Consider the following 23883-nt stretch of genomic DNA (forward strand, 5'->3'; position numbering starts at 1 on the left):
AGTCTGGAGCACGCCACTGACAGGCGGCCTGACCGCATTCGCACACACATTCGATAACGGGTCTATGCTGGACCCATGACGGCGCCACGATCCGATGTCCCCGGCCTCCAGGGCTCCCTGTTCGACCAGGGGGCCGACAGTGGGCCGGGCCCGCTGGGTGGCCTGAGGCGGATCGCGCTCGGCGGTGGTGGTGCGTGGGTGGACCACCTGCCCGGCTGGTTCCACGGCGCCGACGCGCTCTTCGAGGAGCTGGCCGGCTCCGTGCCGTGGCAGGCCGAGGAGCGCGAGATGTACGACCGGGTCGTCGCCGTGCCGCGCCTCCTGGCGTACTACCGCGAGGACGTCCCCCTCCCGCACCCCGCGCTCCTGGAGGCGCGCGAGGCCCTCAACAGTCACTACGCGCCCGAGCTCGGAGAACCGTTCGTCACGGCCGGGCTCTGCCTCTACCGCGACGGACGTGACAGCGTCGCCTGGCACGGCGACCGGAGCGGCCGCTCCGCCACGCAGGACACGATGGTCGCCATCCTCTCCCTGGGGGATCCTCGTGATCTCGCGTTCCGGCCGCGCGGCGGGGGGCCGGTCGAGCTGCGCCTCCCGCTGGGGCACGGTGACCTCGTGGTGATGGGCGGCTCGTGCCAGCGCACCTGGGAGCACGCCGTCCCGAAGACGACACGCGCCGTCGGACCCCGCATCAGCGTCCAGTTCCGCCCGCGAGGCGTCGCCTGAAGGTCGCCGCCCCCACCGTCCCCACCGTCCCGACTGATCCCCTTCGGTCGCGCATGATTCCCCGCTGCTTGGAATGGGCATGCCAATCGCGCCATCGCGCGCGCCGCACGCGCCGCCCAGTCCAGGTCAGGGAGTCGGAGTGAGGATCAAGCGCCACCTCGTCAAGGGAGCACTCACCCTCGGTAGTTCGCTCGCGCTGCTGGTCGCCCTGGCGGGCAGCGCGCTCGCCGCCCCGCCGCCGGCCCTGCCCGCCAACGCGGACGGTCTGGAGCAGACGTTCCAGCCGGCGTACGACTACGACACGGACGGCTGCTACCCCACGCCGGCCATCGGCGCCGACGGGACGATCAACGGCGGACTCAACCCCTCCGGCGCCCTCAACGGCCAGTGCCGCGACTCATGGGACCTCGCCAACACCAACGGGTACGCGCGGTACAAGTGCAACAACGGCTGGTGCGCCATCATCTACGGTCTGTACTTCGAGAAGGACCAGGCCGTCGCCGGCAGCGGCCTCGGGGGACACCGCCACGACTGGGAGCACGTGGTGGTGTGGGTGCAGAACAACCAGGCGCAGTACGTCTCCACCTCCGCCCACGGAGGCTTCTCGGTGTACGGCCGCGACCGGATCCGCTGGGACGGCACCCACCCCAAGATCGTCTACCACAAGGACGGCATCAGCACCCACTGCTTCCGCCCGGCGAACTCGAACGACGAGCCGCCCGAGAACCACCAGCACACCTGGCAGTTCCCGAGCCTGGTCGGCTGGAACGGCTACCCCGCGGGGCTCCGCGACAAGCTCACCCAGGCGAACTTCGGCAGCGCGGTCTTCGGTCTCAAGGACGGCAACTTCGCCGCCCACCTGGCGAAGGCGAAACCGTCGGGCATCCCCTTCGACCCCTACGCCTGAGCGCGGGGCACGGGGTCGCCGTCGAGCAAGGCGTACATGTACATGTCCCGGCGCTCGGAGCCGACTTCCTGCCAACCCCGCAGCAGCCCTTCACGCTGGAACCCCGCGCGCTCGGCGGTTCGTACGGAGGCCGTGTTCCACGGCTCGACGTACAGCTCGAGCCGCGGGATCCGCAGGTCCTTCAGCGCCCAGGCGGCGACGGCCCGCACGGCGATCCCGGCGGCGCCGCGCCCCCGCGCCGACCCGACGACCCAGTAGCCGAGCGTGGCGCGCCCCAGCGCGAGCTCCCTCAGCCACAGCCCCACGGTTCCGACGGGACGCCCGTCGGGGTCCACGATGACGAACGGATACCCGGCCCCCGATGCGGCCCGCCCCCACTGCCGCTCGACGAACGCGTGGGCAGCCGACTCGGACCAGGGGCTGGGGACCGTGGTGGTCAGCGGGATGTAGTCGTCGTCCGCCGCCTCACGGACAAGCGGAACGTCCGAAAGGCGCCAGGCCCGCAGGGCGAAACCACCACCGGCGGCAAGCTCGGGTACGACGAGAGGCTGCTCCATCACGCCATCCTGCCCGAGCCCGACCCCAGCAGCACGCGGATTCCGCGGTGGCCGGCCACCGATCGCCGCCTAGGACAGGGGTGGATCCAACAGCTCCAGCTCGGCCGGCGTCGGGGCCTCGAACCGGCTCCGGCGCTCTCCGAGCAGCTCGCCCGCCGCATGCCGAACCGTGGCGGGTTCCCTGGCGGGTGATCCGGGCATGAGTCACCATTGATCCGGTCGCGGAAGTGCTGGGAGCGGGGGAGGCGCGAGTGGCTGCATCGAGGCCGCCATGGCCGGTGTTCGCGAGTCTGGGTGTCACGGCTCTCGGCATCATCGTCGGACTGTTGGCCTGGTTGTTTCCCGTGGTCGACGGGGCGAGGTCGGACGGGCGGCGCCCCGGCGATTCGGCTGCGGCCGGGACAGGTGACGGCGCACCTTCCGGAGGTACCACCCGGCCCGCTGAACCGAAGGCGCCGACGACGACACCCGAAGCGGATGCTTCCTCGTCCGCGACGCCCGTCTCCCCGGCCCTCAGTGGCCGTACCCCCGAAGGCTGGGCAGGGAAGTGGCGCGGCTCCACCAGCAATGACGAGGAGCTGATCATTGTGAACCTGTGGGCGGGGAAGGAGGGCCAGGTGGTCGGCACGATCGAATGGCCCTTGGCGTCGTGCAAGGGCGAACTGACCCTGCTGGCTGTCATGTCGGAGAAGCTGGTCGTGCACGAGGTCATCACCGAGGACCCCAAGGAGACCTGCCGAGCCGAGGCGCAGATCGATTTCAGGCTCAAGGGGGTGACCCTGTTCCTCGAAGGGTCGGAGTGGGGCAAGGAGGCCACACTGCGGCGAGCGTGAAGCGCCGCGCCACCCGTGATCGCGTTGTCAGTGCCGGTGGCTAACGTGATCACATGAGTTCATCCCTGAGCGTGTACCTGATCGACCCCACGGCCGCGCGCGCCTTCGTCGGGTCGCGCGACGACCAGTTGCTCCAGGTCGTCCGCGACAGTTTCGGTGACGACCTGGCGTCCGACGACAGTTGGTTCTCCTCCGAGATCGAGGACGGCGCCCCCACCGCGTACGAGGCGCTGCGGACGGTCGTGTACGGCGGGCCGTTTCCCGAGGACCGTCAGTACGCCTTCCAGTACGGCTACGCCTACAAGCGCCTCTGCTCGCTGACCGGATCCTTCCTGGACAACTCCTGCTTCAGCCCGTTCCGGGGCGACTGGCTCGAAATGGTCGACGAGGGGCTGCGCGCCCTGCGGATCACCGCCGTCTCGGTGGCGGAGTTCGGCTACTCCAGCGGCTTCCCCGCGGGCGTCCCGTCCTCCGACCTGCCGCGCTGCGGCGAGTGGACGCACAAGCAGTGCCTGGAGGCCCTGGCCCAGTTCGAGGAGACCAAGCAGGCAGGCCACGCGCCGCCGCTGGAGCCCGAGGTCGTCGACGCCGTCATGGACGTCATGGGCTGGCTCCGTCACGTGGAGTCGCGCCCCGGGTTCGGCGTCGTGGGCTTCGTTTCGTAGGACGTGTGCCGGGCCGCCGGCGCGTTCGTCCCCGCCGTCTCGTACGACGCCCATGAGCAGCCATGAGCAGCTCCGCGACCGTGCTCATCGGGCCGTCCCCTCAAGCGACGAAGCTCGCCCCGCCCCGGTTTCAGGGTGCGTCGAACGGCCAGGCCTCGATGTCGCGGTATCGGATCGGCGCAGGGCCGCGGCCGAAGTTGCTCCCGACGAGGTGGAGGCGTTCCGTCCGCCATCTGCGGCCGGTGAAGCCGGCCAGCTGGGCGGCGACCTCCACCACACTCGCCGGATCGTCGCGGCGCGCCCGGGCCAGTGTCAGATGGGGGCGCAGGGGGCGCTCCTGGAACGTGATGCCGCACTCCCGCACCACGGTCCGCACCTCGGCGGCGAGCTCCTGCAGTCCCTCGACGTCTCCGTCGATCCCGCTCCACAGCACCCGCTCGTCGAAGTGCCCGCCGCCCACCAGCCCCAGCTCCAGGGGCCGCCGGGTCGCCGCGAGCCGCGCGAGCGGGGGGCGCAGGAGCGGCACGGCCGCGACCGGGAGCTCACCGAGGAACGCCAGCGTGATGTGCCAGTCCTCGATGCGGTTCCACCGCATGCGGGGGTACGTGTCGTAGGCGGGCCCCAGCGCGTGCGCCAGCTCGTCCTTCGCCTCGTCGGGCGGAGCGAGGGCGATGAACACGCGCACGGTCGCGGACTCGGCGTGGGTGTCCCCACCCGCTGGCTCAGTCATCTTCCGATCCCCGCTCGTGTTCCCGTCGTCGCACGAGGCTATGTGGTCTCCGGGGCGCGAGTGACGGCGGGGGCGTTCGGGGGTTCCGTGTCCGTACTCGACGGTCGAGCGCGATGGTCGAGCCTGGGGGGCGAGTCCGGGGCGAGTCTCGATGTCGCCGAGATTGTTTTTCCGTCCTAACGTTCAACAATATTGCATGAGTTGGAGTCAGGGGTGACCATGTGACCCCTAGGGTTCGTGCATCGCGTTCGAGTTGTCGGGGGGACACGTGTCGACGGGCGGGAACATGGCGACGACGCACAGACGCCGTCGCGTCGCGTTACGGGCGGCGGGAGCCGCCGCGCTGGTGGCGGTGACCGGGTGCTCGGGCGGTGGGGCGGAAGCCCCCGTCCGGCCAGGCGCGACGACGAGTCCGAGTACGACGGGAAGCGGCGCCGGCGAGCCGGCGGGACCGGCTCCGAAGCCCTCCTCGACCGCCACGGCCGCGCGAGACGACCAGTACACCTTTCCCGAGAAGGCGCTGCCCTCCTCCAAGACCGAGGCCCTCGCCTTCGTCCGGTCGGTCACGATCACGGCGGACGGCTTCGGGGCCGGCTTCCGCAGGGCCGATCCGTACGAAGGTGATCCCACGCGGTGGTCCGTCCTCGGCAGGGACTGTCTCTGGCGCCGCGAGCCGCTGCCCCCGCACGTACGGGCCAGCCTGACCCGGGAGTTCGTGAAGCCGGGCGCGGGCGGCAAGGAGGCGGCGCGGGTGAAGGTGACCGTGACCGTGCACGAGTCCGTCACCGCCGCCGACCGGGACATGGCGGTCTCCCTGGAGACCTCGATGCGCTGCCCCGAGCAGCGGCTCAGCACGACCGAGCGGATCCGGAAACTGTGGTCGCGGGGCGACAGCCACGGCGGAATGCGGGCGGCGATCTCCGACGACGACCTGAACGAGACCGGGGAGTACACGTCGGGGAACGGCGTGTGGAACGGCTTCTCCTGGTACAAGTACCGGCTCGGACCGATCACCCTCTCGGTCACCGCCCGATCCGGCGGAGGCGAGACCGAGGCCGAGGAGGCCGAGACCACCACCGGTGTCGCCTCCGGCATCGGCCTCGTCGGCGCGGACATCGACCGCCGCGGCGCGCAGCGCGGCAAGCAGCTCGACGACAAGGGGGCCGGCGATGAGTGAACCCCTGCTGCCGTCCGACCCGTCCCGGCTCGGCGGCTACCGCCTCCTGCGCCGCCTCGGCGCGGGCGGCATGGGCGTGGTCTACCTCGGACGTTCCGAGGACGGCGCCCCGGCCGCGGTGAAGGCGATCCGGGGCGCAGACGCCGACGATCCCGGGTTCCGGGCGCGATTCACCCGGGAGATCGAGCTGGCGAGCCGGGTCGACAGCCCCTGGGTGGCGGGCCTGATGGACGCCGACGCCGACGCCCCCACACCCTGGCTCGCCACCGTGTACGTGCCGGGCCCCTCGCTCGCCGAGGCGGTCACCGCGCACGGTCCGCTGCCGCCGCGCACCGTACGGGTGCTCGGCGCGCGCCTCGCCGACGCGCTGTATGCCGTGCACACCGCCGGATTCGTCCACCGGGACGTCAAACCGGGCAACATCCTCCTCGCCCTCGACGGGCCGCGTCTGATCGACTTCGGGATCGCCCGGTCGATCCGGGGCACCGGGCTCACCGCCACCGGACTCGTCATCGGCACGCCGGGCTTTCTCGCGCCCGAGCAGGCGACGGGCGACGGCTCCGCCGACGCCGGCGACGTGTTCGCGCTCGGCTGCGTCCTCGCGTACGCGGCGAGCGGCCGGCCCCCGTTCGGTACGGGCACGGCCGACGCCCTGCTGTACCGGACCGTCCACGACGAGCCCGATCTCTCCGGCGTACCGGACGGGATACGGGAACGGATCGCCCCGTTCCTCGACAAGGACCCGTACGAGCGCCCCGGCACCTCCGAGCTGATCGCCCTGTTCGGTGAGGGCATCGAGCGGGACGCGCCGCAGGACGCGGGGACGGCCGACCACTGGCTGCCGGACGCGGTCGCCAGAACCGTCGCCCGACGCGGCGCCGAGGGGCTCGCGCTGCCCGAGGTGGCACCGACGGCGGTCGACAGGCCCGTGGCGGGACGGGGCGGCGCGTCCCCGGAGGAGGAGCTCGTCGTCGAGCGTGACGGCGCGCTCGACGACGAGGCCGCCGAGCCTGATGCCGACAGCGACAGCGTCAAGGACGCGGCCTCCCCTCCCCGCCGTCGCTTCCTGGCCGCCGCCGGCGCCCTTCTCCTCGCCGCGGGCGGCGGCACCGGTATCGCCCTGTGGGCCTCGCGGGACGGGAACGACCCCGCCGCCGTGCCCCCGCCCGCCCCGCTCCGCCCGGTGTACGTCATCGGCGTCCACACCACGCGCACGGGCGACGCCGCCCGGCTCGGCCGCGCCTGTGAGCGTGCCGCGCACCTCGCGGTGGCCGGGCACAACGCGGACGCGCAGCGACGCGACCTGGAGGTGAAGGTCCTGGACGACGGCGGAGACCAGGACGGGGCCGTCCGCGTGGCCTCCGACTTCGTCGCCGACCGGTCCGTGGTCGCCGTCCTCGGCCCCGTCACCGAAATCGCGATGCGGCTCGCCGCACCGCTGTACGACGGGGCCTCGCTCACCCACGCCTCGGCCACCACCGGTCTCAGCGACTTCTACGTCACCTCCCGGAAGTCCTCGTTCCAGACGATGTACTCGCACGTCGCCCTCGGCAGCGGGGCCGCGCTGCACGCGTTCACGCTCGCGGCAGCCAGGGGAGCGACGGCGACGGGCCGCCTCGGCATCGTGCTCGACAGGTCCGGCGACACCGCCGTCGTGGAGCAGGGCGGCTCGCTCGCCGCCCAGTGGCGCAACACTCTCAAACAGCCGACGGCCCCCCGGGTGATCGCGGCCTCCGCGCCGGGCGACGCGGAAGCCGCCGTACGGTCCCTGGTCCGCGAAGGCATCGACGCGTTCGCGTACATGGGTCCGCCCGACCGCACCGCGCGAGCCGCCCGGACGCTCGCGGCCACCGGCTACCGCGGTCCGCGCTGGATGTCCGCCCAGCTGTACGGGAGCGACTTCCCCCGCCTGGCGGGCGCCGCGGGCTCCGGGTGGTACGTGGTCTCCTCGGCCGTCGACCCGGCCGTCCTCACGGACGCCAGGGCCCGTGCCTTCACGACGGCTTGGCGCGCGAGGTACGGCACGGCGCCCGAGCCGTTCGCCACGGAGGCGTACGACAGCGCACGGCTCCTGCTCACCGAGTTCGCCGCCACCGTCCCGGCGAAGCCGGGGGCGGACACGCGTCCGGCCCGCGGAGCGCTGGCCGGGCGGATGCCGAAGGCGACGTTCGAGGGCCTCGACCGGACGTACGCCTTCGGCGACTACCACCAGGTCCGGGTCGCCCTGACCGCGCTGTACGCGTACGAGGTGCGCGACGCGGCGTTCAGACAGCTCGGGCCGGTCTCCCCGCGCGGTACGTGAGCCGTGGACCGCCTGCGCGCCGCCGACCCGTCCTCGGTCGGCGGCCATCGCCTCGTCGCCCGGCTCGGGGCGGGCGGCATGGGCGTGGTCTACCTGGCCAGGACCCCGCTCGGAGGCTGGGCGGCGGTGAAGGTGATCCGCGCGGAGTACGCGGCGGACCCGGGCTTCCGGGCCAGGTTCCGCCGCGAGGCCGAACTGGCCGCGCGCATCACCTCCCGGTGGACGGTGCCGGTGCTCGCCGCCGACGCCGACGCGCGCGAACCCTGGTTGGCCACCGCATACGTCCCCGGGCTGCCGCTCTCCGAGGCCGTCGCCGTCCGCGGGCCGTGGCTGGCCGATCGGGTACGGACGCTGGCGGCGGCGCTCGTCGAGGCCCTGGACGCCGTGCACACGGCCGGGCTCGTGCACCGGGACGTCAAGCCCGACAACGTCCTGCTGGCCGCCGACGGCCCCCGTCTGATCGACTTCGGGATCGCGCGGGCCGTCGGGTCGACGGGTCTCACGGAGACGGGCTCGGTCATCGGCTCGGCCGGCTACCTCTCCCCGGAACAGGCCCGGGGAGGGCGGGTCGGACCGCCCGGTGACGTGTTCTCGCTCGGCTGCGTCCTCGCCCACACCGCCACGGGACGGCATCCCTTCGGCACCGGCAGGGCCCCCGTCGTCCTCTACCGGACCGTCCACGAGGAACCCGACCTCGACGGCCTGTCGGGGCCCCTCGCGGAGACCGTTCGGGCCTGCGTGGCGAAGGACCCCGAGGACCGGCCGTGCATGGGTGAACTGCGGGAGGCGTTCGGTGGCTTCACGGAGGACGGCTGGCTCCCGGAGGGCCTGCCCGCACTGGTCGCCGAACGCGCGCACCGCGTCCTGGACCTGCCTCTGCCCCGACCCACCCAGATCGACGGCGGGACCGGCGGGGCCAGCCAGCTCGACGGGATTGCAGACGTCGACCAGACCGCCGACGTCGACGAGACCGGCGGGACCACGGCCGGTGCCGGTGCCGGTGCCGGTGCCGACCCCGGCCCCGACGCGCCGACCACGCGGGCGGCCGTCATCCCGCCCTCCCGGCGCCGCCTGCTCGCCGCCGGCGCCGCCCTCGGAGTCACCGTCGTCGGGGGTGCGGGCGCCTGGTGGGAGTGGGGCCGTACCCCCGCCCCCACCGGCGGCGGGCGAAAGGAGCGGCGCGCCCTGCCCCAGCGCACGGTCGCGCTCCTCGGTACCTCCGCCGACCCGCTCGTCACCGCCCAGGCACGAGGTGCGCAGCTCGCCGTGGACCGGCACCGGCGGGATCCTGCCCGGACCATGGACCTCACCCTCCGTACCGTCCATGACGGCGGCACCGGGGCCGGGGCGGCGGCCGCCGTGACCGCGCTCGCCGCCGACCCCCGTGTGTACGCGGTGATCGCGGCCGGCACCAACACCACCGTGCCCGCCGCCGTCGCCGCCTGCACAGCCGCGGGGCTCACCGTCCTGGTGGTGCGCGCCGACACGGAGGACCTCAACACCGTCAACACCACCACGGCGCTGATGCTCCGGGCCACCGAGACCGTCGGGCCGCTCGCCGGAGTACGTCACCTCAACCGGGTCGTCGCGGCGGAACGGACGGTCGTGGTCCGGGATCTGGGCGACGGCGGGAGAGGGCTGCCGACCTTCCGGATGGCCGTCAGCCACGGAAAGCTGACCGTGGGCACGATCGTCACGGAGGAGGTCACCGCCGGTACCGGCTTCGATGCTGCGGCGGAGCGGATCGCCGAACACCCCACCGCCGCGGTGCTCTTCGCGGGCGTGACGCCCGCCCGCGCCGCGGCCCTCGCGCGCGCCCTGCGCGCCGCCGGTCACCGGGGTGTGTGCGTGGCCGGGGAGCACGTCCTGGCGGCGCCCTTCCTCAGGGACGGCGAGGGCTGGTACGTGGCCGCCTGCCACCTCGACGCCGCCGCCGACCTGCGCACCCGTGCCTTCGCCGTCGCCCACCGCGCGCGCTACGGAACCCCGCCCGCCTCATGGGCGGCCGAGGCGTACGACGCCGTGGGCTTCGCCGTCCAAGGGGTGACCCGGCTGGGGGACGAAGGCGGCCGCGACGAGCTGAAGGGCGCCCTGCTCGCCCGCCCCTGGCAAGGCATCACGCGACGGATGGCCTACGACTCGGCCGCCACCCAGCTCTACGACTCCGACGGCGACGGGGGCCACTTCCTCTACCGGGTCCAGCGGGGTGTGGCCCGGTACATGGCCCGGCTCGACGACATCGGCTGAGTCATCCGCGGGCGAGTGGTGCCGGTATGAGGGTGATTGCACCGGCATAGCCGAGGGGCTCGGGAGTCTCCGGAGAACTGGTGCCGCCGGAGGGGTTGTCAGTGCAATTTCACATTACTATGTTACAGCGCACACGGGGTGATGAACCGCCGTCATACACCGTGCGAACCAGAGCTGTTCTTGCTTGCCGATCCCCGCACTTACCCCCCTCAACAGCAGGAGTTCTGTTGTCCCTCCACCGACGCGTGCGCTCGTCCCTGCTCGCCTCCGCCATCGCGGTCACCCTCCTCTCCTCCGCCGGCCAGTCGGCCGTGTCCGCGGCGGACACGGAGAACTCGCCCGCACCGGCGTCCCCGGTGGCCGGTCCGGCGGCGCCGCAGGCCAAGACCGCGGCCAACCCCTTCGACGAGGTCGAGCACCTCGCCACCGCTCCCGGCACGACCTTCGGACCCGCGCCCGCCCCCGGCGGTCTCGCCGCCGGCCGCGTCGCCGGAAAGGCCAAGGCCACCGACACCGCCACCCCCAAGGCCGCCACCAAGTCGACGGCCAAGGCCACCGAATCCGCCGCGCGGACGACCGCCGCGGACGCCGGCACCACGGCCGCGGGCGTGCCCTGCACGCTCGACGGGATCACCGGTCTTTCCCCGGAGCGGTTCGCCGACTTCCTCGCCGACCCCGCGGTCACCAACGAGGGCTGTCTCAACGGCCTCATCTGGAAGTGGGACGCCCGGCTCACCCCCGTGATGTCCGACGCCCACGTGCAGGCCGTCGCCCGCCGTATATCGAGCCTGGCCGCCTCCCACGACGGCAAGAACTCCTCGCACCTGGAGGAGATGTTCACGTACCTGCACGCCGTCGTGTACCACGACTTCTCGCGCGGCGAGATCGACACCACCGACGCGCCCACCGTGAACGCGATCACCCAGGCCGTCACCGCCTTCGGCAACGCCCCGCGCACCTTCGACGTCACGAAGAGCAACGCGACCGCCCTGCGCGAGGCCCTCTACGCCGCGAGCGGCCCCGGCCTGCGCCAGCACCAGATCGGCCTGGTCAAGCGGGTCCTGGCCACCATGGACCCGTCCCACACCGCCACCAACCAGGACCCGGCCTGGGCGGGTGCCGCGCTCGCCGCGCTCTCCGTCAACTACCTCGGCATCTACCCGGGCAACCAGGACGCCGGCTTCCACGCCGCCGCGGCCGCCGACCCCTCGTACCGCGCCGCCTTCAAGGCCTTCGCGTCCTACGGACACCTGAAGGGCACCGCCAACGCCTGGGTGGCCCGTGACGCCCTCAGCGAGTACGGCCGCTTCGGCCAGATCGCGGTCCTGAAGACGGAGATCGTCGCCGGACTCGGCGAGACCTTCGGCACGGTCGTGAACACCTTCGGCAGCGGCAGTCCGCAGTGGGCGAAGGTCGTCTCGTGGCTCAACTTCTACGAGGCCTGCAAGCCGTACGGCGTGTGCAAGGAGGACATCGAGAAGCGGATCTTCCCGTACACGTACACCTACGACAACGGCGGCATCAAGGTCCGCACCGGACTCGACCGGGCCACCGTCGACCAGCTCTACTACGCCAGCAAGCTCGTCAAGGCGCAGTTCCACCGCGTCCTCGGCAGCGAGCAGCCGGTCACCGGCGACACCAACACCACCCTGAACATCGTCCTCTACGCCTCCCGCGCGGACTACGAGAACTACCACCCCGTCCTGACCGGCATGGACACCAACAACGGCGGCATCTACATCGAGCGCGGCGCCACCTTCTACACCTACCAGCGGCGCGTCCCGCAGGACTCCTCCCTCACCCTCGAGGAGCTGTTCCGCCACGAGTACGTCCACTACCTCAACGGCCGCTACGCCGTGCACGGCTCCTTCGGCGAGGGCCCGTGGTACCAGAACGACCGCACCACCTTCATGGACGAGGGCACGGCCGAGTTCTTCGACGGAGCCACCCGCGACAACGGCATCGCCGTCCGCAAGTCCCTCGTCAAGAGCGTCATCAGCGACACCGCCAACGGCGGCCCCCGCATGAGCGTGAGCCAGATCCTCAACGCCACCTACGCCGGCGACGGCTTCCGCTTCTACAGCTACGCCGGCACCTTCTTCGAGTACCTCTGGACCGAGCGGCCCGGCTTCCTGCGCGAGATGTACCGGCACCTGCGGGCCAACGACGTCCAGGCGTACGACTCGTGGCGCAACCGGATGGGCTCCGACGCCAACATCCAGCGCGAGTACAACCTCTTCCTCGACAAGCAGATCGCCAAGGTCGACGAGCTGTTCGTCCCGAACACCACCTACACGCCCAACGACCAGCTCCGCGACTCCGCGCTCGCGAACGTGAAGTCCGCGTTCGCCACCGCCACCTACAACACCCCCGACTGCGTCGAGAACGGCGACCCGGGCAAGCGCCGGTTCACCTGCACCGGCCGGATCACCGCCAACCTGTCCAACTCGGCCAGCGAGGACCAGAACTTCAAGGACATGTCCGAGACGGTCGACTACTTCATCCTCGACCGCGCGGGCACCGCGTCCAACAACCTCGCCGACATGAACTGCTCCTTCGGACCGATCGACATCTGGTCCAGCAAGGTCGCGGGCACGTCGAGCTTCAGCTGTGAGGGCCCCCTGCGCAGCTGACCCCCCGTCGTCCGGGCCGGCCTCACTCACGGGGGAGAGGCCGGCCCGGCTTCCGCGTTTCCGCATCACCGGCAAGTTCCCCCGAACCCGTTTCCCGGAGGCCGTACCTCGTGAGCACCACCCCGCACTCCGTGCGCACCACCGACTACCACGCCGCAGGCGAACCCTTCAGGATCGTCGACCAGGACCTGCCACCGATCCCCGGCGACACCGTCGCCGAACGGCGCGCCACCGTGATCGGCGCCGGCGGCACGGCCACGGACCCGCGCCCGGGACCCCTCGACGACGTGCGCCGCCTCCTCGTCCGGGAACCCCGCGGACATGCGGGCATGTACGGCGGTTTCGTCGTCCCGGCCGACGACGACGGCGCCCACTTCGGTGTGCTGTTCTGGCACAAGGACGGCTACTCCACGGCGTGCGGCCACGGCACCATGGCGCTCGGCGCCTGGGCCGTCGACTCCGGCCGCGTCCCGGCACCCGACGACGGCGACGTCCCCGTCCGCATCGACGTGCCCTCGGGCCGCGTCACCGCGACCGTGCACCGCACGGCCGGCCGCACCACGGGCGTCACCTTCCGCAACGTCCCGACCTTCGTCACCGCCCGGAAGGTCCACGTCACGACCTCCTTCGGAGCCGTCGAGGTCGACCTCGCCCACTCCGGCGCCTGTTACGCCTCCGTCGCGGCCCGCGACCTCGGCCTCGACACCACCAAGGCGGCCCTGCCCGCGCTCGTCCGCGCCGGCCAGGAGATCCGCGCGGCCCTCGCCGACCACCCGGCCACCCGGCACGCGGGCGACCCGCGCCTCTCCGGCGTGTACGGCGTCATCCTGTACGAGGACCTGCCCGACGCCGCCACCAGCGAAGGTCCGCGCCAGCGGAACGTCACCGTCTTCGCCGACGGCCAGATCGACCGCTCGCCCTGCGGATCCGGCACCTCCGCCCGGCTCGCCCTGCTCGCCGCGGACGGGCGCCTCGCCCCCGGCGAGACCCTGACGCACGAATCCGTCGCGGGCACCGTGTTCACCGGCCGGCTGCTCCCCGGAGGAGTCACCGAGGTCACCGGAACCGCCTACCGCACCGGCACCCACACCTTCCTCCTCGAACCTGACGACGACCTGGGGACGGGGTTCCTGCTGTGACGCACCTGACCCAGATCGACGCCGCGACCATGGCCCGCCTGCTGGGCCCGGCCGCGGCGATCGACGTCCTGGCCGACGTCCTGCGCGCCGGACTCGACCCCGAGGAAGGACCGGCCCGCACCTCCGTCCGCGTGCCCGCCGGCGAACTCCTCCTCATGCCCGCCGCCTTCGGCCCCTACGCCGGAGTGAAGATCGCCGGCGTGGCCCCCGCCAACCCCGCCGCGGGTCTGCCCCGCATCACGGGCTCCTACCTGCTTCTCGACGGCGCGAACCTGCGCCCCCTCGCCCTCCTCGACGGCGCCGCCCTCACCGAACTGCGCACTCCGGCGGTCTCCGCCCTCGCCGTACGCCACCTGACCCCCACCGGCAAGCCGCTGCGCCTCGTGCTCTTCGGTACCGGCCCCCAGGCGTACGGGCATCTGGAGGCCGTCCTCGCCGTACGCCAGGTCGCCGAGGCGATCGTCGTCGGGCGCAACCAGATCGGCGCCCGGGCCCTCGCCGGGTACGCGCGCACGCTCGGCGTCCTCGCCCGGACCGGCACGCCCGACGACGTGGCCAAGGCCGACCTCGTCGTCTGCTGCACCACCGCCCGCGAGCCCCTCTTCGACGGCGCGCTCGTCGCCCCCGGCGCCACCGTCGTCGCCGTCGGCTCGCACGAACCGGACGCCCGGGAGGTCGACAGCACGCTCGTGGCCCGGTCCGAGGTGTACGTCGAGGCGCGCGGCGCCGCCCTGCGCGAGGCCGGTGACCTGCTCGTCCCCACGGCCGAAGGGACGATCGAGGAGGACCACATCGTCGCCGGCATCGCGGACCTGGTCACCGGCCGCCGCACCCCCACGACCGAACGCCCGCGGTTCTTCAAGAGCGTCGGCATGGCCTGGGAGGACCTCGCCGTGGCCGGCGCGCTCTACGAGGCGGCACTCGCCGCGCCGTAAGGACGGCAGGTTCACGCCGAACGCCCCGGCCCCGCACACGCGGGACCGGGGCGTTCGGCATGCTCAGGCCGCCTCGGGGAAGTGGCAGGCGACCTGGCGCGCCTCGCCGGGTGAGGCGATCCGCAGCAGCGGTGCCTCCGTCCGACAGATCTCCTGCGCCTTGGGGCAGCGCGGGTGGAAGGTGCAGCCGGGCGGCGGAGCGGCCGGGCTCGGCGGGTCGCCGAGCAGCGTGATCCGCTCCCGGGCCCGCTCGGCCGCCGGGTCGGGCAGCGGTACGGCGGAGAGCAGCGCCCGCGTGTACGGGTGCGCGGGGGCCGCGTACACCCGCTCCTTCACCCCGATCTCCACGATCCGGCCGAGGTACATCACGGCGACCCGGTCGCAGACCCGCTTGACGACCGAGAGGTCGTGGGCGATGAAGAGGTAGGCGAGTCCCAGCTCGCGCTGGAGCCGTTCCATCAGATTGACGATCTGCGCTTGGACGGAGACGTCGAGCGCGGAGACGGGTTCGTCGGCGACGACGAGCCGCGGGCTCGTGGCCAGGGACCGGGCGATGCCGATGCGCTGCGCCTGCCCGCCGGAGAACTCGTGCGGATAGCGGTCGATGTGCTCCGGGATGAGCCCGACCAGATCCATCAGCTCCACGGCCCGCTTGCGGGCGTCGGCCGCCGAACTCCCCTGCACCATCAGCGGATCGGAGATGATCCGGGCCACGGTCTGGCGGGGGTTGAGGGAGGAGTGCGGGTCCTGGAAGACCATCTGGAGGTCGCGGCGGAGCGGCTTGAGCTGCCGCTGCGACAGATGCGTGATGTCGCGTCCGTCGTACGAGACGGAGCCGGCGGTCGGCTCCAGGAGCCGCACGATCATGCGCCCGGTGGTCGACTTGCCGCAGCCGGACTCGCCGACGAGGCCCAGGGTCTCGCCCGCCGCCACGTCGAAGCCGATGCCGTCGACCGCCCGGACGGGCACCGAGCGGGACCGGCGCCCCGGGAAGGTCATCGTCAGGTCCCGCACGCTGAGCAGGGGCGTGGACGTCGTGCTCGTGGCCGCGCCCGAGGTCGCGGTGGTGGTCGTGGTCATGAGGCGACGCCTTCGTACGCGGGGAACGCAGGGAAATGGCAGGCTGCCGGATGCCCCTCCGGGCCGACGAGCAGCGGGCGTTCGCCCGCGCAGCGCGCCCGCTCCTCCTCGGAGCCGGCGGCCGCCCGGGGGCAGCGGGGTGCGAACGCGCAGCCGGGAGCGGGGTCGAGCAGGGACGGCGGGCTGCCCGGTATCGCCCGCAGCGGCGCGTCGTCGTCATCGTCGAGCCGGGGCAGGGAGTCGAGCAGACCGCGGGTGTAGGGGTGGGCGGGGGAGGCGAAGAGGGAGTCCACCGGGGCGTGTTCGGCCGCCCGGCCGCCGTACATCACCAGGACGTCGTGGGCCACGCGCGCGACCACGCCCAGATCGTGCGTGATCATGACGACGGCGAGCCCCCGTTCCTGCTGGATCCGGGCGATCAGCTCCAGGATCTGGGCCTGGACGGTGACGTCGAGCGCGGTGGTGGGTTCGTCGGCGATCAGGAGGTCGGGCTCGCAGGACAGGGCCATCGCGATCATCACGCGCTGGCGCATGCCGCCCGAGAACTGGTGGGGGTACTCCCCGGCCCGGCGGCGCGGTTCGGGGATGCCGACCTCGCCGAGCGCCTCGACGGCCCGCTCGCGGGCGGCCGCGCGGCGGGAGCCGAAGTGGACCCGGTGGTGCTCGGCGATCTGCTCCCCGACGGTGTAGTAGGGGTGCAGGCTGGACAGCGGATCCTGGAAGATCATGGCCATCCGCCGGCCGCGCAGCCCGTTGAGCTCGCGGTCGGACAGGCCGATCAGTTCGCGCCCGCCGAGGGTGACGGAGCCGGTGACCTCGGCGCCCGTGTGCAGGCCCATGACGGCGAGCGAGGTCACGGACTTCCCGGAGCCGGACTCGCCGACGATGCCGAGGGTCCGGCCGGGCCGCACGTCGAACGCGAGGGAGTCGACGGCCCGGACCGGGCCGCGCTTCGTGGGGAAGGTGACCGTGAGGTCCCGTACCGACAGGAGGGGAGCAGGGTCGGCCATCAGTACCTCACTCGCGGGTCGACGACGGCGTACAGCAGGTCGACGGCCAGGTTGGCGACGACGATGAAGGTGGCGGCGAGCAGGGTGACCCCGAGGATGACGGGCTGGTCCCCGCTGGAGAGGGCGCCGTAGAACAGGCGGCCGATGCCGGGCAGTCCGAAGATGGACTCGGTGATCACGGCACCCGCGAGGAGTCCGCCCAGGTCCATGCCGAAGATGGTCAGGATCGGGGTCATGCCCGCGCGCAGCCCGTGCTTGACGACGACCGTGCGGCGCGGGAGACCCTTGGCGCGGGCGGTGCGGATGTACGGCTCCGCCATGCTCTCGATCATCGAACTGCGGCTCTGCCGCGCGTACATCGCGGCGTACAGGACGGCGAGCGCCAGCCAGGGGAGCAGCAGGTTGGTGGCCCAGGACAGCGGATCGTCGCCGAAGGCCACGTACTGCGGGTAGGGCAGCAGACCGGAGACCCGGATCAGCCCGAAGATCAGCAGCACCGAGGTGAAGTAGACGGGCAGGGAGGCCGCGGCGACCGCGCCGACCATCAGGGCCCGGTCGATGAGCGTGTCCTTGTGGAGCGCGGCGGTGACGCCCGCGGTGAGCCCGAGGACCAGCCAGATCGCGGCGGCGCCCAGGGCCAGCGAGGCCGAGACGGGCAGCCGGTCCACGAGCAGGTCCCACACGCTCTGGCTGTTCTCGTACGAGTAGCCCAGACAGGGGAAGTCGCAGGTCAGGGCGTACTGGCCGGTGCCCGTCGTGCGGCCGGTGAAGATGCCGGTGACGAAGTCGGCGAACTGCCGCCACAGCGGGGCGTCGAGGCCCATGTTGGCGCGGATCGCCTCCAGGCGCTCGGTGCTGCACGACTTGCCGCAGGCGGCGGCCGCCGGGTCGGAGGGGAGGACGTAGAAGATGGTGAAGGTGACGGCGGCGATGGCGAGAAGGACGCCGAGGACGCCCAGGAGCCGGCGGCCGAGGTAGAGGATCACGAGCCGCTGCCTCTCGGGTCGAGGATGTCGCGCAGCGCGTCCCCGAGCAGGGTGAACGCGAGCACGGTGAGGAACAGGCAGAGGCTCGGGACGAGAAAGTACATGGGGTCCGTGTCGTAGTACGCGACGCTCTCGGCGATCATCTGGCCCCAGGACGGGGTCGGCGGGCGCACACCGACGCCCAGATAGCTGAGGGCCGCCTCGGTGGCGATCATCCCGGGGATGATCAGCGTGGTGTACGCGATGACCGGCCCGGCGACGCCCGGCAGGATGTCGCGGGCGAGGATCCGCAGGGGGCCGGAGCCGCCGACGCGGGCGGCGTCGACGTACTCGCGGTGCTTGAGCGACAGGGTCTGGCCGCGGACGACCCGGGCGATGCCGGGCCAGCCGAAGAGGCCGATGACGACGGTCATCAGGAGGGTCCGGTTGACGTCCCGCGCCACCGACATCATCGCGATCATGAAGATGAGGGACGGGAAGGACATGGTGAGGTCCATCAGCCGGGACAGCACGGTGTCGGTGCGGCCGCCGAAGTAGCCCGCGGCGATGCCGGCCGCGGTCCCGGCGACGACGACGATCGCCGTCGCCGAGAAGGCGATGAGCAGGGAGACCTGCCCGCCGTGCACGACCCGGGCGAACAGGTCGCGGCCGGTGACGGGTTCGACGCCGAGCCAGTGCTCGGCCGAGACGCCGCCGAGCGGCCCGATGGGCAGGCCGCCCAGGTACGGATCGACGGCGCTCTTGTCGAACTCCTCGGGGCCCCAGCCGCCCAGCGAGCCGATCAGCGGTGCGGCGACGGTCAGGAGCGCGAAGAACGCGACGACGACGAGCGACAGCTTGACGGACGTGCGGCGGCGCAGCTCCGCTCGGGCGAGCTGCCAGGGCCCGCTGCCCGCCCGGACGGGCGGGGCGGCGGAGGTGGTGGTGGTGGTCATGGTCGTGGTCGTGGTCGTTCCGGCCTTCAACGGGTGCTCTTCGCGGGGTCCTTGAGGCCGATCGTCGCGTAGTCGATCTGGCCGCCGAAGGAGGTGTGGCCGTAGGCGCCGGCGACGTTGGTGCCGATGAGCAGGGGCTTGCGCTCGACGAGGGCGGGCGCGGTCGGGGCCTTGGCGAGGATCTGCGCGTCGAGCTCCTGCCAGGCCTTGTTCGCCTGCTGGGCGTCGGTCATCGCGGCGATCTCGTCCATGCGCTTCATCGTGACGTCGTCACGGAAGAGGGAGTGGTTGCCGGAGTTGCCCTTCTCCTTGATGTAGCGGCCGTCGAAGACGAAGGGGAGGAAGGTCGAGCCGGAGGGGAAGTCCGGGCACCAGCCGGTGTAGGCGAGGTCCGTGCGGTTCTTGGTGTCGCCGATCGTGTCGTAGAAGGCGGACGGGTCGACGGTCTCGATGGTGACCTTGATCCCGGCGCGGCCGAGGGACTGCTGGATGGCCTCGCCGACGGCCTTGTCGCCGGTGGAGACGGTGACGCTCGTGGAGAAGCCGCCGGCCTTGCCCGCCTCCTTCAGCAGCTGCTTGGCCTTCTCGACGTCGCCGGTGAGCGGGATCTTCAGGGTGTCGGGCTGCTTGCCGCCGGGGAAGAGCAGGCCGGGCATGAGCGCGGTGGCAGGGTCGTTGAGCGCGGGGCCGCCGGTGGCGGTGACGAGAGCTTCGCGGTCGAGGGCGTACTGCACGGCCTGGCGCACCTTGACGTCGTCGAACGGCGCGCGGCCGGTATGCATCTGGACCATCTCGGTGCAGCTGGTCGACTCGGCGAGGAGACGCGCCCTGACATCCGGCTTGGTGAGCACCTTGGGCGTGGACTCGGGGCGGAGCGAGGCCCAGGCGACGGCGGAGGCGTCGCCGCCGGTGGAGGCGATGAGGCGGTCGTCGATCTGGTTGGCCTTGAGGCCCATCGTGACGACGATCCGGTCCGGGTAGGCCTTGCGGACGGTGTCGGTCGAGGCGCTCCAGTGGGTGTTGCGCACGAGGACGATCTGCTTGTCCCGGGCGTACGTCTCGATCTTGTACGGGCCGGAGGAGAAGGGCCGGTTGTCGTACTGCGGGCCCTTGTCCTGGGACTTGGGCACGGGGCTGAAGGTGGGCAGCACGGTCGCGTAGGGGAACTCGGCGAAGGGCTTGCGGAGCTCGAAGACGATCGTGCGGTCGTCCGGGGTCTTCACGGAGTCGAGGTGCTTGCCCTGCGCCGGGCCCTTGTAGCCCTCGGCGCCGACGAGGTAGCGGGCCGCGTAGTCGGGGCCGCCGGGCAGGTCGGGGGAGAAGGACCGCTCCACGTTGTACTTGACGTCCTGGGCGGTGATCGGGGTGCCGTCCTCGTACTTCAGCCCCGGCTTGAGCTTGAAGGTCCAGGTCTTGGCGCCGTTGGAGGAGACGCCGAGGTCCTCGGCGAGGTCGGTGGTGAGCTCCCCGCCCTTCGCGCCCGGCTCGGCCTTGTACGTGAGGAGGGTGCGGTAGAGCAGGCGCGTGCCGAAGTCCATGTCGCCCATGACCCAGTTGCGGGCCGGGTCGAGGTGGGTGAAGTCCTGGTTGGACAGGATGGTCAGCGTGCCGCCCTTCTGCGGGGTGCCGCCGACCACCGCACCGTTGTTGGAGATTGCGGGGTTCTTGCCGCGGTCCCGGGTGCCGTCGGACTTCTTGCCGTCGGTACAGCCGGTCGCACCGAGGGCGAGGGCCGTCACGAGGGCGGTGGCCAGGGTGTAAGTGCGCTTGTTCATAGGTCACTCCGAGAGAGCGGTCGAACAGCCCGATGGCTGGAATGTGACCTGTAACATAGTAATGTGAAATTGCACTGACAAGGTATCGGGCGGTCCGTTACTCATCCGTGTCCGGGCGGTGCTCGGGGGAGCGCCCTGCGACTGGAATGCTCCGTTTCGGGGTCTTGGCAAGATCTAGTGCAATGTGAAATATTACTGACGTGCCCACGAGAAAACCCTCGGATGTCATCGTCGTCGGCGCCGGCGTCGTCGGCGCGGCCTGCGCCTACTACGCCGCCCAAGCCGGCCTCTCCGTCACCGTCGTCGACCGCGGTTCCGTCGCGGGCGGGACGACGGGAGCCGGCGAGGGAAACCTCCTGGTCTCCGACAAGGAGCCGGGACCGGAGCTCGAACTTGCCCTCCTCGCCAACACCCTGTGGCGGGAGCTGGCGGACGTGCTCCCGCCGCACGTCGAGTACGAGGCCAAGGGAGGCCTCGTGGTCGCCTCCGGCGAGTCGGGGATGCGCGCCCTGCGCGACTTCGCGGCCCGCCAGGAGAAGGCGGGCGTCACCACCCAGGAGGTCCCCGGGGACCGGCTCCATGATCTGGAGCCCCACCTCGCTCCTGGCCTCGCCGGAGGCTTCCTCTATCCGCAGGACTCCCAGGTGATGCCCGCCCACGCCGCGGCCCAGCTGCTGCACGCCGCCGGCGACCGCGTCCGGCTGCGTCTGGGGGAGGAGGTCACCGGCATCCTCACCGGCGCGGCCGGCGAGATCCGCGGGGTGCGGACCGCGGCCGGCGAGCTCCACGCCCCGTACGTGGTCAACGCCGCCGGCACCTGGGGCGGCGCCCTCGCCGAACTCGCGGGCGTCCACCTCCCCGTGCTGCCCCGCAGGGGCTTCGTCCTCGTCACCGAACCACTGCCGCGCGTGGTGCGCCACAAGGTGTACGCCGCCGACTACGTGGCCGACGTGGCCAGCGGCTCGGCCGCCCTCCAGACCTCGGCGGTCGTCGAAGGCACCCCGGCGGGACCGGTCCTCATCGGTGCCAGCCGGGAACGAGTCGGCTTCGACCGCACCCTCTCCATCGAGGTCCTGCGCCGGCTCGCCGCCGGGGCCACCGGCCTCTTCCCGGTCCTCGGCACCGTCCGGGCCATGCGGACCTACCCGGGCTTCCGGCCGTACCTGCCGGACCACCTGCCCGCGATCGGACCCGACCCGCGCGTCCACGGACTGCTGCACGCCTGCGGCCACGAAGGGGCGGGGATCGGCCTCGCGCCGGTGACGGGACAGATCATCGCCCGCTGCCTGACGAGTGGCGAACTGCCCCTCGACATCGACCCGTTCCGCCCGGACCGGTTCACCGCCCCCGAACCCGCGCCCGCACCCGGATCCGACCCGGCACCCTGACGCGCGCCCGAACCGCCGCCGTCACCGTCACCTTCACGAGAGGAGGGCCCGTGGCCCGCACGCCCGCCGACCTGGTCGGGGCACAGCCCGATCCGCCGTTCGAGATCACCTTCGACGGCCGGAGCGTCACCGCCCTGCCCGGCCAGACCGTCGCCGCCGCCCTCTGGGGCGCCGGCATCCTGGCCTGGCGCACCACCCGGGAAGGGGGACGGCCGCGCGGCGCGTTCTGCGGCATCGGCCAGTGCTACGACTGCCTCGCCACCGTCAACGGCGAGCCCAACCGGCGCGCCTGCCTGGTCCCCGCCCGCCCCGGCGACGCCATCACCACCCAGGAAGGCCACGGCCATGACCGCCTCGCCGTCTGAACCGTACGACCTGGTGGTCGTCGGAGCGGGTTCCGCGGGGCTCGCGGGCGCCGTGACCGCCGCCGAACTGGGGCTCTCCGTCGCCCTGCTGGACTCCACCACCCAGTCCGGCGGGCAGTTCTACCGGCACCCCGCCCCCGCCCTGGGCGCGGTACGGCCCGAGGCCCTGCACCACGACTGGTCCGCCTTCTCCGACCTGCGGCGAAGGCTCGCAGCAAGCACGGTCACCCATCTGACGGGCCACCATGTGTGGTCCGTCGTACGGGAGTCCGGCGAGTCCGGTGCGGCAGCAGGGGAAACCGGCGAGACCTGGGCGGTCCACGCGATCACCGGCGCCGACGGCACCGAGGAGCAGCCCGTCCGGATCACGGCCCGGGCACTGCTCCTCGCCACCGGAGCGTACGAGCGCCAACTCCCCTTCCCCGGCTGGACCCTGCCCGGTGTCGTCGGCGCCGGCGGGGCGCAGGCCATGCTCAAGTCCGGGCTCGTGCTGCCCGGACGGCGCATCGTGGTGGCCGGCAGCGGCCCTCTGCTGCTCGCCGTCGCCTCGTCGCTCGCCGCGGCGGGCGCGCGGGTCCCGGCCGTGGTCGAGGCCGCGGGCTATCTGCGGTACGCCCGCAGCCCCCGCGCGCTCGTGACCAATCCGGCGAAGGCCGCCGAAGCCCTGGTGCACGGGGCCGCACTGCTCAGGCACCGCGTGCGGGTGCTGCCGGGCAGCGCGGTCACCGAGGTGCACGGCACCGACCGGGTGGAGGCCGTCACCGTCAGCCGCCTGGACGGTGACTGGACGCCCGTACCGGGGACGGGTCGCAGGATCGCCTGCGACGCGCTCGCCGTCGGGCACGGCCTCGTGCCCCAGATCGAGCTGGCCACGGCCGTCGGCTGCGCCACCCGCGCACTGCCCGACGGGACCCTGGGTCTCGCCCTGGACGACCTCCAGGAGACCTCGGTGGCCGGCCTGTGGGCGGCGGGTGAGACCGGCGGTGTGGGAGGCGCCGAACTCGCCCGCACCGAGGGCGAGCTGGCGGGCCGGGCGATCGCCGCCCGGCTGCGCGGCCGCCGGGCCGACCCGGACCCGGGCCGGGGAGTGGGCCCGGGCCGGGTAGGCGAACTCCGGCGCCGGCGGGACCGGATGCGGGCCTTCGCGGACGTCATGTCCGCGGCGCACGCGCCGGGCCCGGGATGGCCCGCGTGGCTGGAGGACGAGACGGACGTGTGCCGCTGCGAGGAGGTGACCGCGGGGCGTGTGCGCGAGGCGGTCACCGAGCTCGGGGCGCGCGACGCACGGACCGTCAAGCTCCTCACGCGAGCCGGCATGGGCTGGTGCCAGGGGCGGATGTGCGGGACGGCCGTGGCGTGCCTCGCGGCGCGCGGCGGCACACCCGAACCGCCGGCGGAACGCCGTCCGTTCGCCGTCCCCGTACCCCTCGCGACACTTGCCGCGCTGGACGAGCGGGCAACCGAACAGAACCTCTAGAACCACGGGGGAGAGG

Annotated in this window: 20 protein-coding genes; 13 read left to right on the forward strand and 7 right to left on the reverse strand. The window is 72.6% G+C overall.

The window, feature by feature from the left end; genetic code table 11:
- Positions 1-75 precede the first annotated feature (75 nt).
- Complete coding sequence (locus SGA01_RS01435; RefSeq protein WP_141292482.1) at positions 76-726, forward strand: alpha-ketoglutarate-dependent dioxygenase AlkB family protein; 651 nt, start codon at positions 76-78, stop codon at positions 724-726.
- Positions 727-865: 139 nt separating this feature from the next.
- A complete protein-coding gene (locus SGA01_RS01440; protein ID WP_229917692.1) occupies positions 866-1633 on the forward strand; it encodes an NPP1 family protein in 768 nt (255 codons plus the stop codon).
- Here the strand turns inward: SGA01_RS01440 and SGA01_RS01445 are convergent.
- Complete coding sequence (locus SGA01_RS01445) at positions 1624-2190, reverse strand: GNAT family N-acetyltransferase (RefSeq protein WP_141292484.1); 567 nt, start codon at positions 2188-2190, stop codon at positions 1624-1626. The two genes, SGA01_RS01440 and SGA01_RS01445, sit on opposite strands and share 10 nt — an antisense overlap.
- A 278-nt stretch (positions 2191-2468) precedes the next feature.
- Between SGA01_RS01445 and SGA01_RS01450 the strand changes: the two genes are divergently transcribed.
- Positions 2469-3023, forward strand: coding sequence for a hypothetical protein (locus SGA01_RS01450; RefSeq protein ID WP_141292485.1), 555 nt, complete (start codon positions 2469-2471; stop codon positions 3021-3023).
- 53 nt (positions 3024-3076) lie between these two features.
- The gene (locus SGA01_RS01455; protein WP_141292486.1) at positions 3077-3688 is read left to right on the forward strand and encodes a DUF7691 family protein; all 612 of its coding nucleotides are present in this window, start codon (positions 3077-3079) and stop codon (positions 3686-3688) included.
- A gap of 130 nt (positions 3689-3818) precedes the next feature.
- Here SGA01_RS01455 and thpR read toward each other — a convergent pair whose 3' ends face one another.
- Complete coding sequence (gene thpR / locus SGA01_RS01460; RefSeq protein ID WP_141292487.1) at positions 3819-4418, reverse strand: RNA 2',3'-cyclic phosphodiesterase; 600 nt, start codon at positions 4416-4418, stop codon at positions 3819-3821.
- 286 nt (positions 4419-4704) lie between these two features.
- Between thpR and SGA01_RS01465 the strand changes: the two genes are divergently transcribed.
- The 6 genes from SGA01_RS01465 to SGA01_RS01490 all read left to right on the forward strand — a co-directional run bounded on the left by SGA01_RS01465 (position 4705) and on the right by SGA01_RS01490 (position 14851).
- The gene (locus SGA01_RS01465) at positions 4705-5595 is read left to right on the forward strand and encodes a hypothetical protein (protein ID WP_229917694.1); all 891 of its coding nucleotides are present in this window, start codon (positions 4705-4707) and stop codon (positions 5593-5595) included.
- Positions 5588-7897, forward strand: a complete 2310-nt coding sequence (locus SGA01_RS01470; protein ID WP_141292488.1) for a bifunctional serine/threonine-protein kinase/ABC transporter substrate-binding protein — start codon at positions 5588-5590, stop codon at positions 7895-7897. The genes SGA01_RS01465 and SGA01_RS01470 overlap by 8 nt, the downstream gene beginning before the upstream one ends.
- Before the next feature lie 3 nt (positions 7898-7900).
- Positions 7901-10144, forward strand: a complete 2244-nt coding sequence (locus tag SGA01_RS01475) for a bifunctional serine/threonine-protein kinase/ABC transporter substrate-binding protein (RefSeq protein WP_141292489.1) — start codon at positions 7901-7903, stop codon at positions 10142-10144.
- A 227-nt stretch (positions 10145-10371) separates the two neighbouring features.
- Complete coding sequence (locus tag SGA01_RS01480) at positions 10372-12777, forward strand: collagenase (RefSeq protein WP_229917696.1); 2406 nt, start codon at positions 10372-10374, stop codon at positions 12775-12777.
- Between the two features lie 110 nt (positions 12778-12887).
- The gene (locus SGA01_RS01485) at positions 12888-13916 is read left to right on the forward strand and encodes a proline racemase family protein (protein WP_141292491.1); all 1029 of its coding nucleotides are present in this window, start codon (positions 12888-12890) and stop codon (positions 13914-13916) included.
- A complete protein-coding gene (locus tag SGA01_RS01490; protein WP_371865958.1) occupies positions 13913-14851 on the forward strand; it encodes an ornithine cyclodeaminase family protein in 939 nt (312 codons plus the stop codon). The genes SGA01_RS01485 and SGA01_RS01490 overlap by 4 nt, the downstream gene beginning before the upstream one ends.
- Before the next feature lie 63 nt (positions 14852-14914).
- Here the strand turns inward: SGA01_RS01490 and SGA01_RS01495 are convergent, their stop codons facing one another.
- Genes SGA01_RS01495 through SGA01_RS01515 form a run of 5 tightly spaced genes read right to left on the reverse strand, consistent with a single transcriptional unit; the run spans position 14915 to position 20637 of the window.
- Positions 14915-15931 carry an ABC transporter ATP-binding protein gene (locus SGA01_RS01495; RefSeq protein WP_141292492.1) on the reverse strand — a complete coding sequence of 339 codons (1017 nt, stop codon included), beginning with the start codon at positions 15929-15931 and terminating at the stop codon, positions 14915-14917.
- The gene (locus tag SGA01_RS01500; protein WP_141292493.1) at positions 15928-16941 is read right to left on the reverse strand and encodes an ABC transporter ATP-binding protein; all 1014 of its coding nucleotides are present in this window, start codon (positions 16939-16941) and stop codon (positions 15928-15930) included. Before SGA01_RS01500 ends, SGA01_RS01495 begins: the two co-directional genes overlap by 4 nt.
- Positions 16941-17927, reverse strand: coding sequence for an ABC transporter permease (locus tag SGA01_RS01505; RefSeq protein ID WP_141292494.1), 987 nt, complete (start codon positions 17925-17927; stop codon positions 16941-16943). The genes SGA01_RS01500 and SGA01_RS01505 overlap by 1 nt, the downstream gene beginning before the upstream one ends.
- Positions 17924-18862: an ABC transporter permease gene (locus SGA01_RS01510; protein ID WP_141292495.1), complete on the reverse strand. Its 939-nt coding sequence runs from the start codon at positions 18860-18862 to the stop codon at positions 17924-17926. Before SGA01_RS01510 ends, SGA01_RS01505 begins: the two co-directional genes overlap by 4 nt.
- Before the next feature lie 26 nt (positions 18863-18888).
- Complete coding sequence (locus tag SGA01_RS01515; protein ID WP_141292496.1) at positions 18889-20637, reverse strand: ABC transporter substrate-binding protein; 1749 nt, start codon at positions 20635-20637, stop codon at positions 18889-18891.
- A gap of 200 nt (positions 20638-20837) precedes the next feature.
- Here SGA01_RS01515 and SGA01_RS01520 point away from each other — a divergent pair, with 200 nt between their 5' ends.
- From SGA01_RS01520 to SGA01_RS01530, 3 genes are read left to right on the forward strand one after another with little or no spacing between them, the layout of a single operon-like run.
- Positions 20838-22025 carry an NAD(P)/FAD-dependent oxidoreductase gene (locus SGA01_RS01520; protein ID WP_141292497.1) on the forward strand — a complete coding sequence of 396 codons (1188 nt, stop codon included), beginning with the start codon at positions 20838-20840 and terminating at the stop codon, positions 22023-22025.
- A gap of 50 nt (positions 22026-22075) precedes the next feature.
- Positions 22076-22390 (forward strand): (2Fe-2S)-binding protein, encoded by a 315-nt coding sequence (locus SGA01_RS01525; protein WP_055645314.1) that lies wholly within the window; start codon positions 22076-22078, stop codon positions 22388-22390.
- Entirely contained in the window at positions 22371-23867 is a 1497-nt protein-coding gene (locus SGA01_RS01530) for an NAD(P)/FAD-dependent oxidoreductase (protein WP_141292499.1), read from the forward strand. The genes SGA01_RS01525 and SGA01_RS01530 overlap by 20 nt, the downstream gene beginning before the upstream one ends.
- Positions 23868-23883 lie beyond the last annotated feature (16 nt).

It is taken from the genome of Streptomyces gardneri (genome assembly GCF_006539185.1).
GTDB classification, from domain to species: Bacteria; Actinomycetota; Actinomycetes; order Streptomycetales; family Streptomycetaceae; genus Streptomyces; species Streptomyces gardneri.

Coding starts and splice junctions, on each gene's coding strand:
- SGA01_RS01435 (WP_141292482.1), top strand. CDS start 76: ATGACGGCGCCACGATCCGATGTCCCCGGCCTCCAGGGCTCCCTGTTC.
- SGA01_RS01515 (WP_141292496.1), bottom strand. CDS start 20,637: ATGAACAAGCGCACTTACACCCTGGCCACCGCCCTCGTGACGGCCCTC.
- SGA01_RS01470 (WP_141292488.1), top strand. CDS start 5,588: ATGAGTGAACCCCTGCTGCCGTCCGACCCGTCCCGGCTCGGCGGCTAC.
- thpR (WP_141292487.1), bottom strand. CDS start 4,418: ATGACTGAGCCAGCGGGTGGGGACACCCACGCCGAGTCCGCGACCGTG.
- SGA01_RS01500 (WP_141292493.1), bottom strand. CDS start 16,941: ATGGCCGACCCTGCTCCCCTCCTGTCGGTACGGGACCTCACGGTCACC.
- SGA01_RS01455 (WP_141292486.1), top strand. CDS start 3,077: ATGAGTTCATCCCTGAGCGTGTACCTGATCGACCCCACGGCCGCGCGC.
- SGA01_RS01495 (WP_141292492.1), bottom strand. CDS start 15,931: ATGACCACGACCACCACCGCGACCTCGGGCGCGGCCACGAGCACGACG.
- SGA01_RS01465 (WP_229917694.1), top strand. CDS start 4,705: ATGGCGACGACGCACAGACGCCGTCGCGTCGCGTTACGGGCGGCGGGA.
- SGA01_RS01530 (WP_141292499.1), top strand. CDS start 22,371: ATGACCGCCTCGCCGTCTGAACCGTACGACCTGGTGGTCGTCGGAGCG.
- SGA01_RS01510 (WP_141292495.1), bottom strand. CDS start 18,862: ATGACCACCACCACCACCTCCGCCGCCCCGCCCGTCCGGGCGGGCAGC.
- SGA01_RS01445 (WP_141292484.1), bottom strand. CDS start 2,190: ATGGAGCAGCCTCTCGTCGTACCCGAGCTTGCCGCCGGTGGTGGTTTC.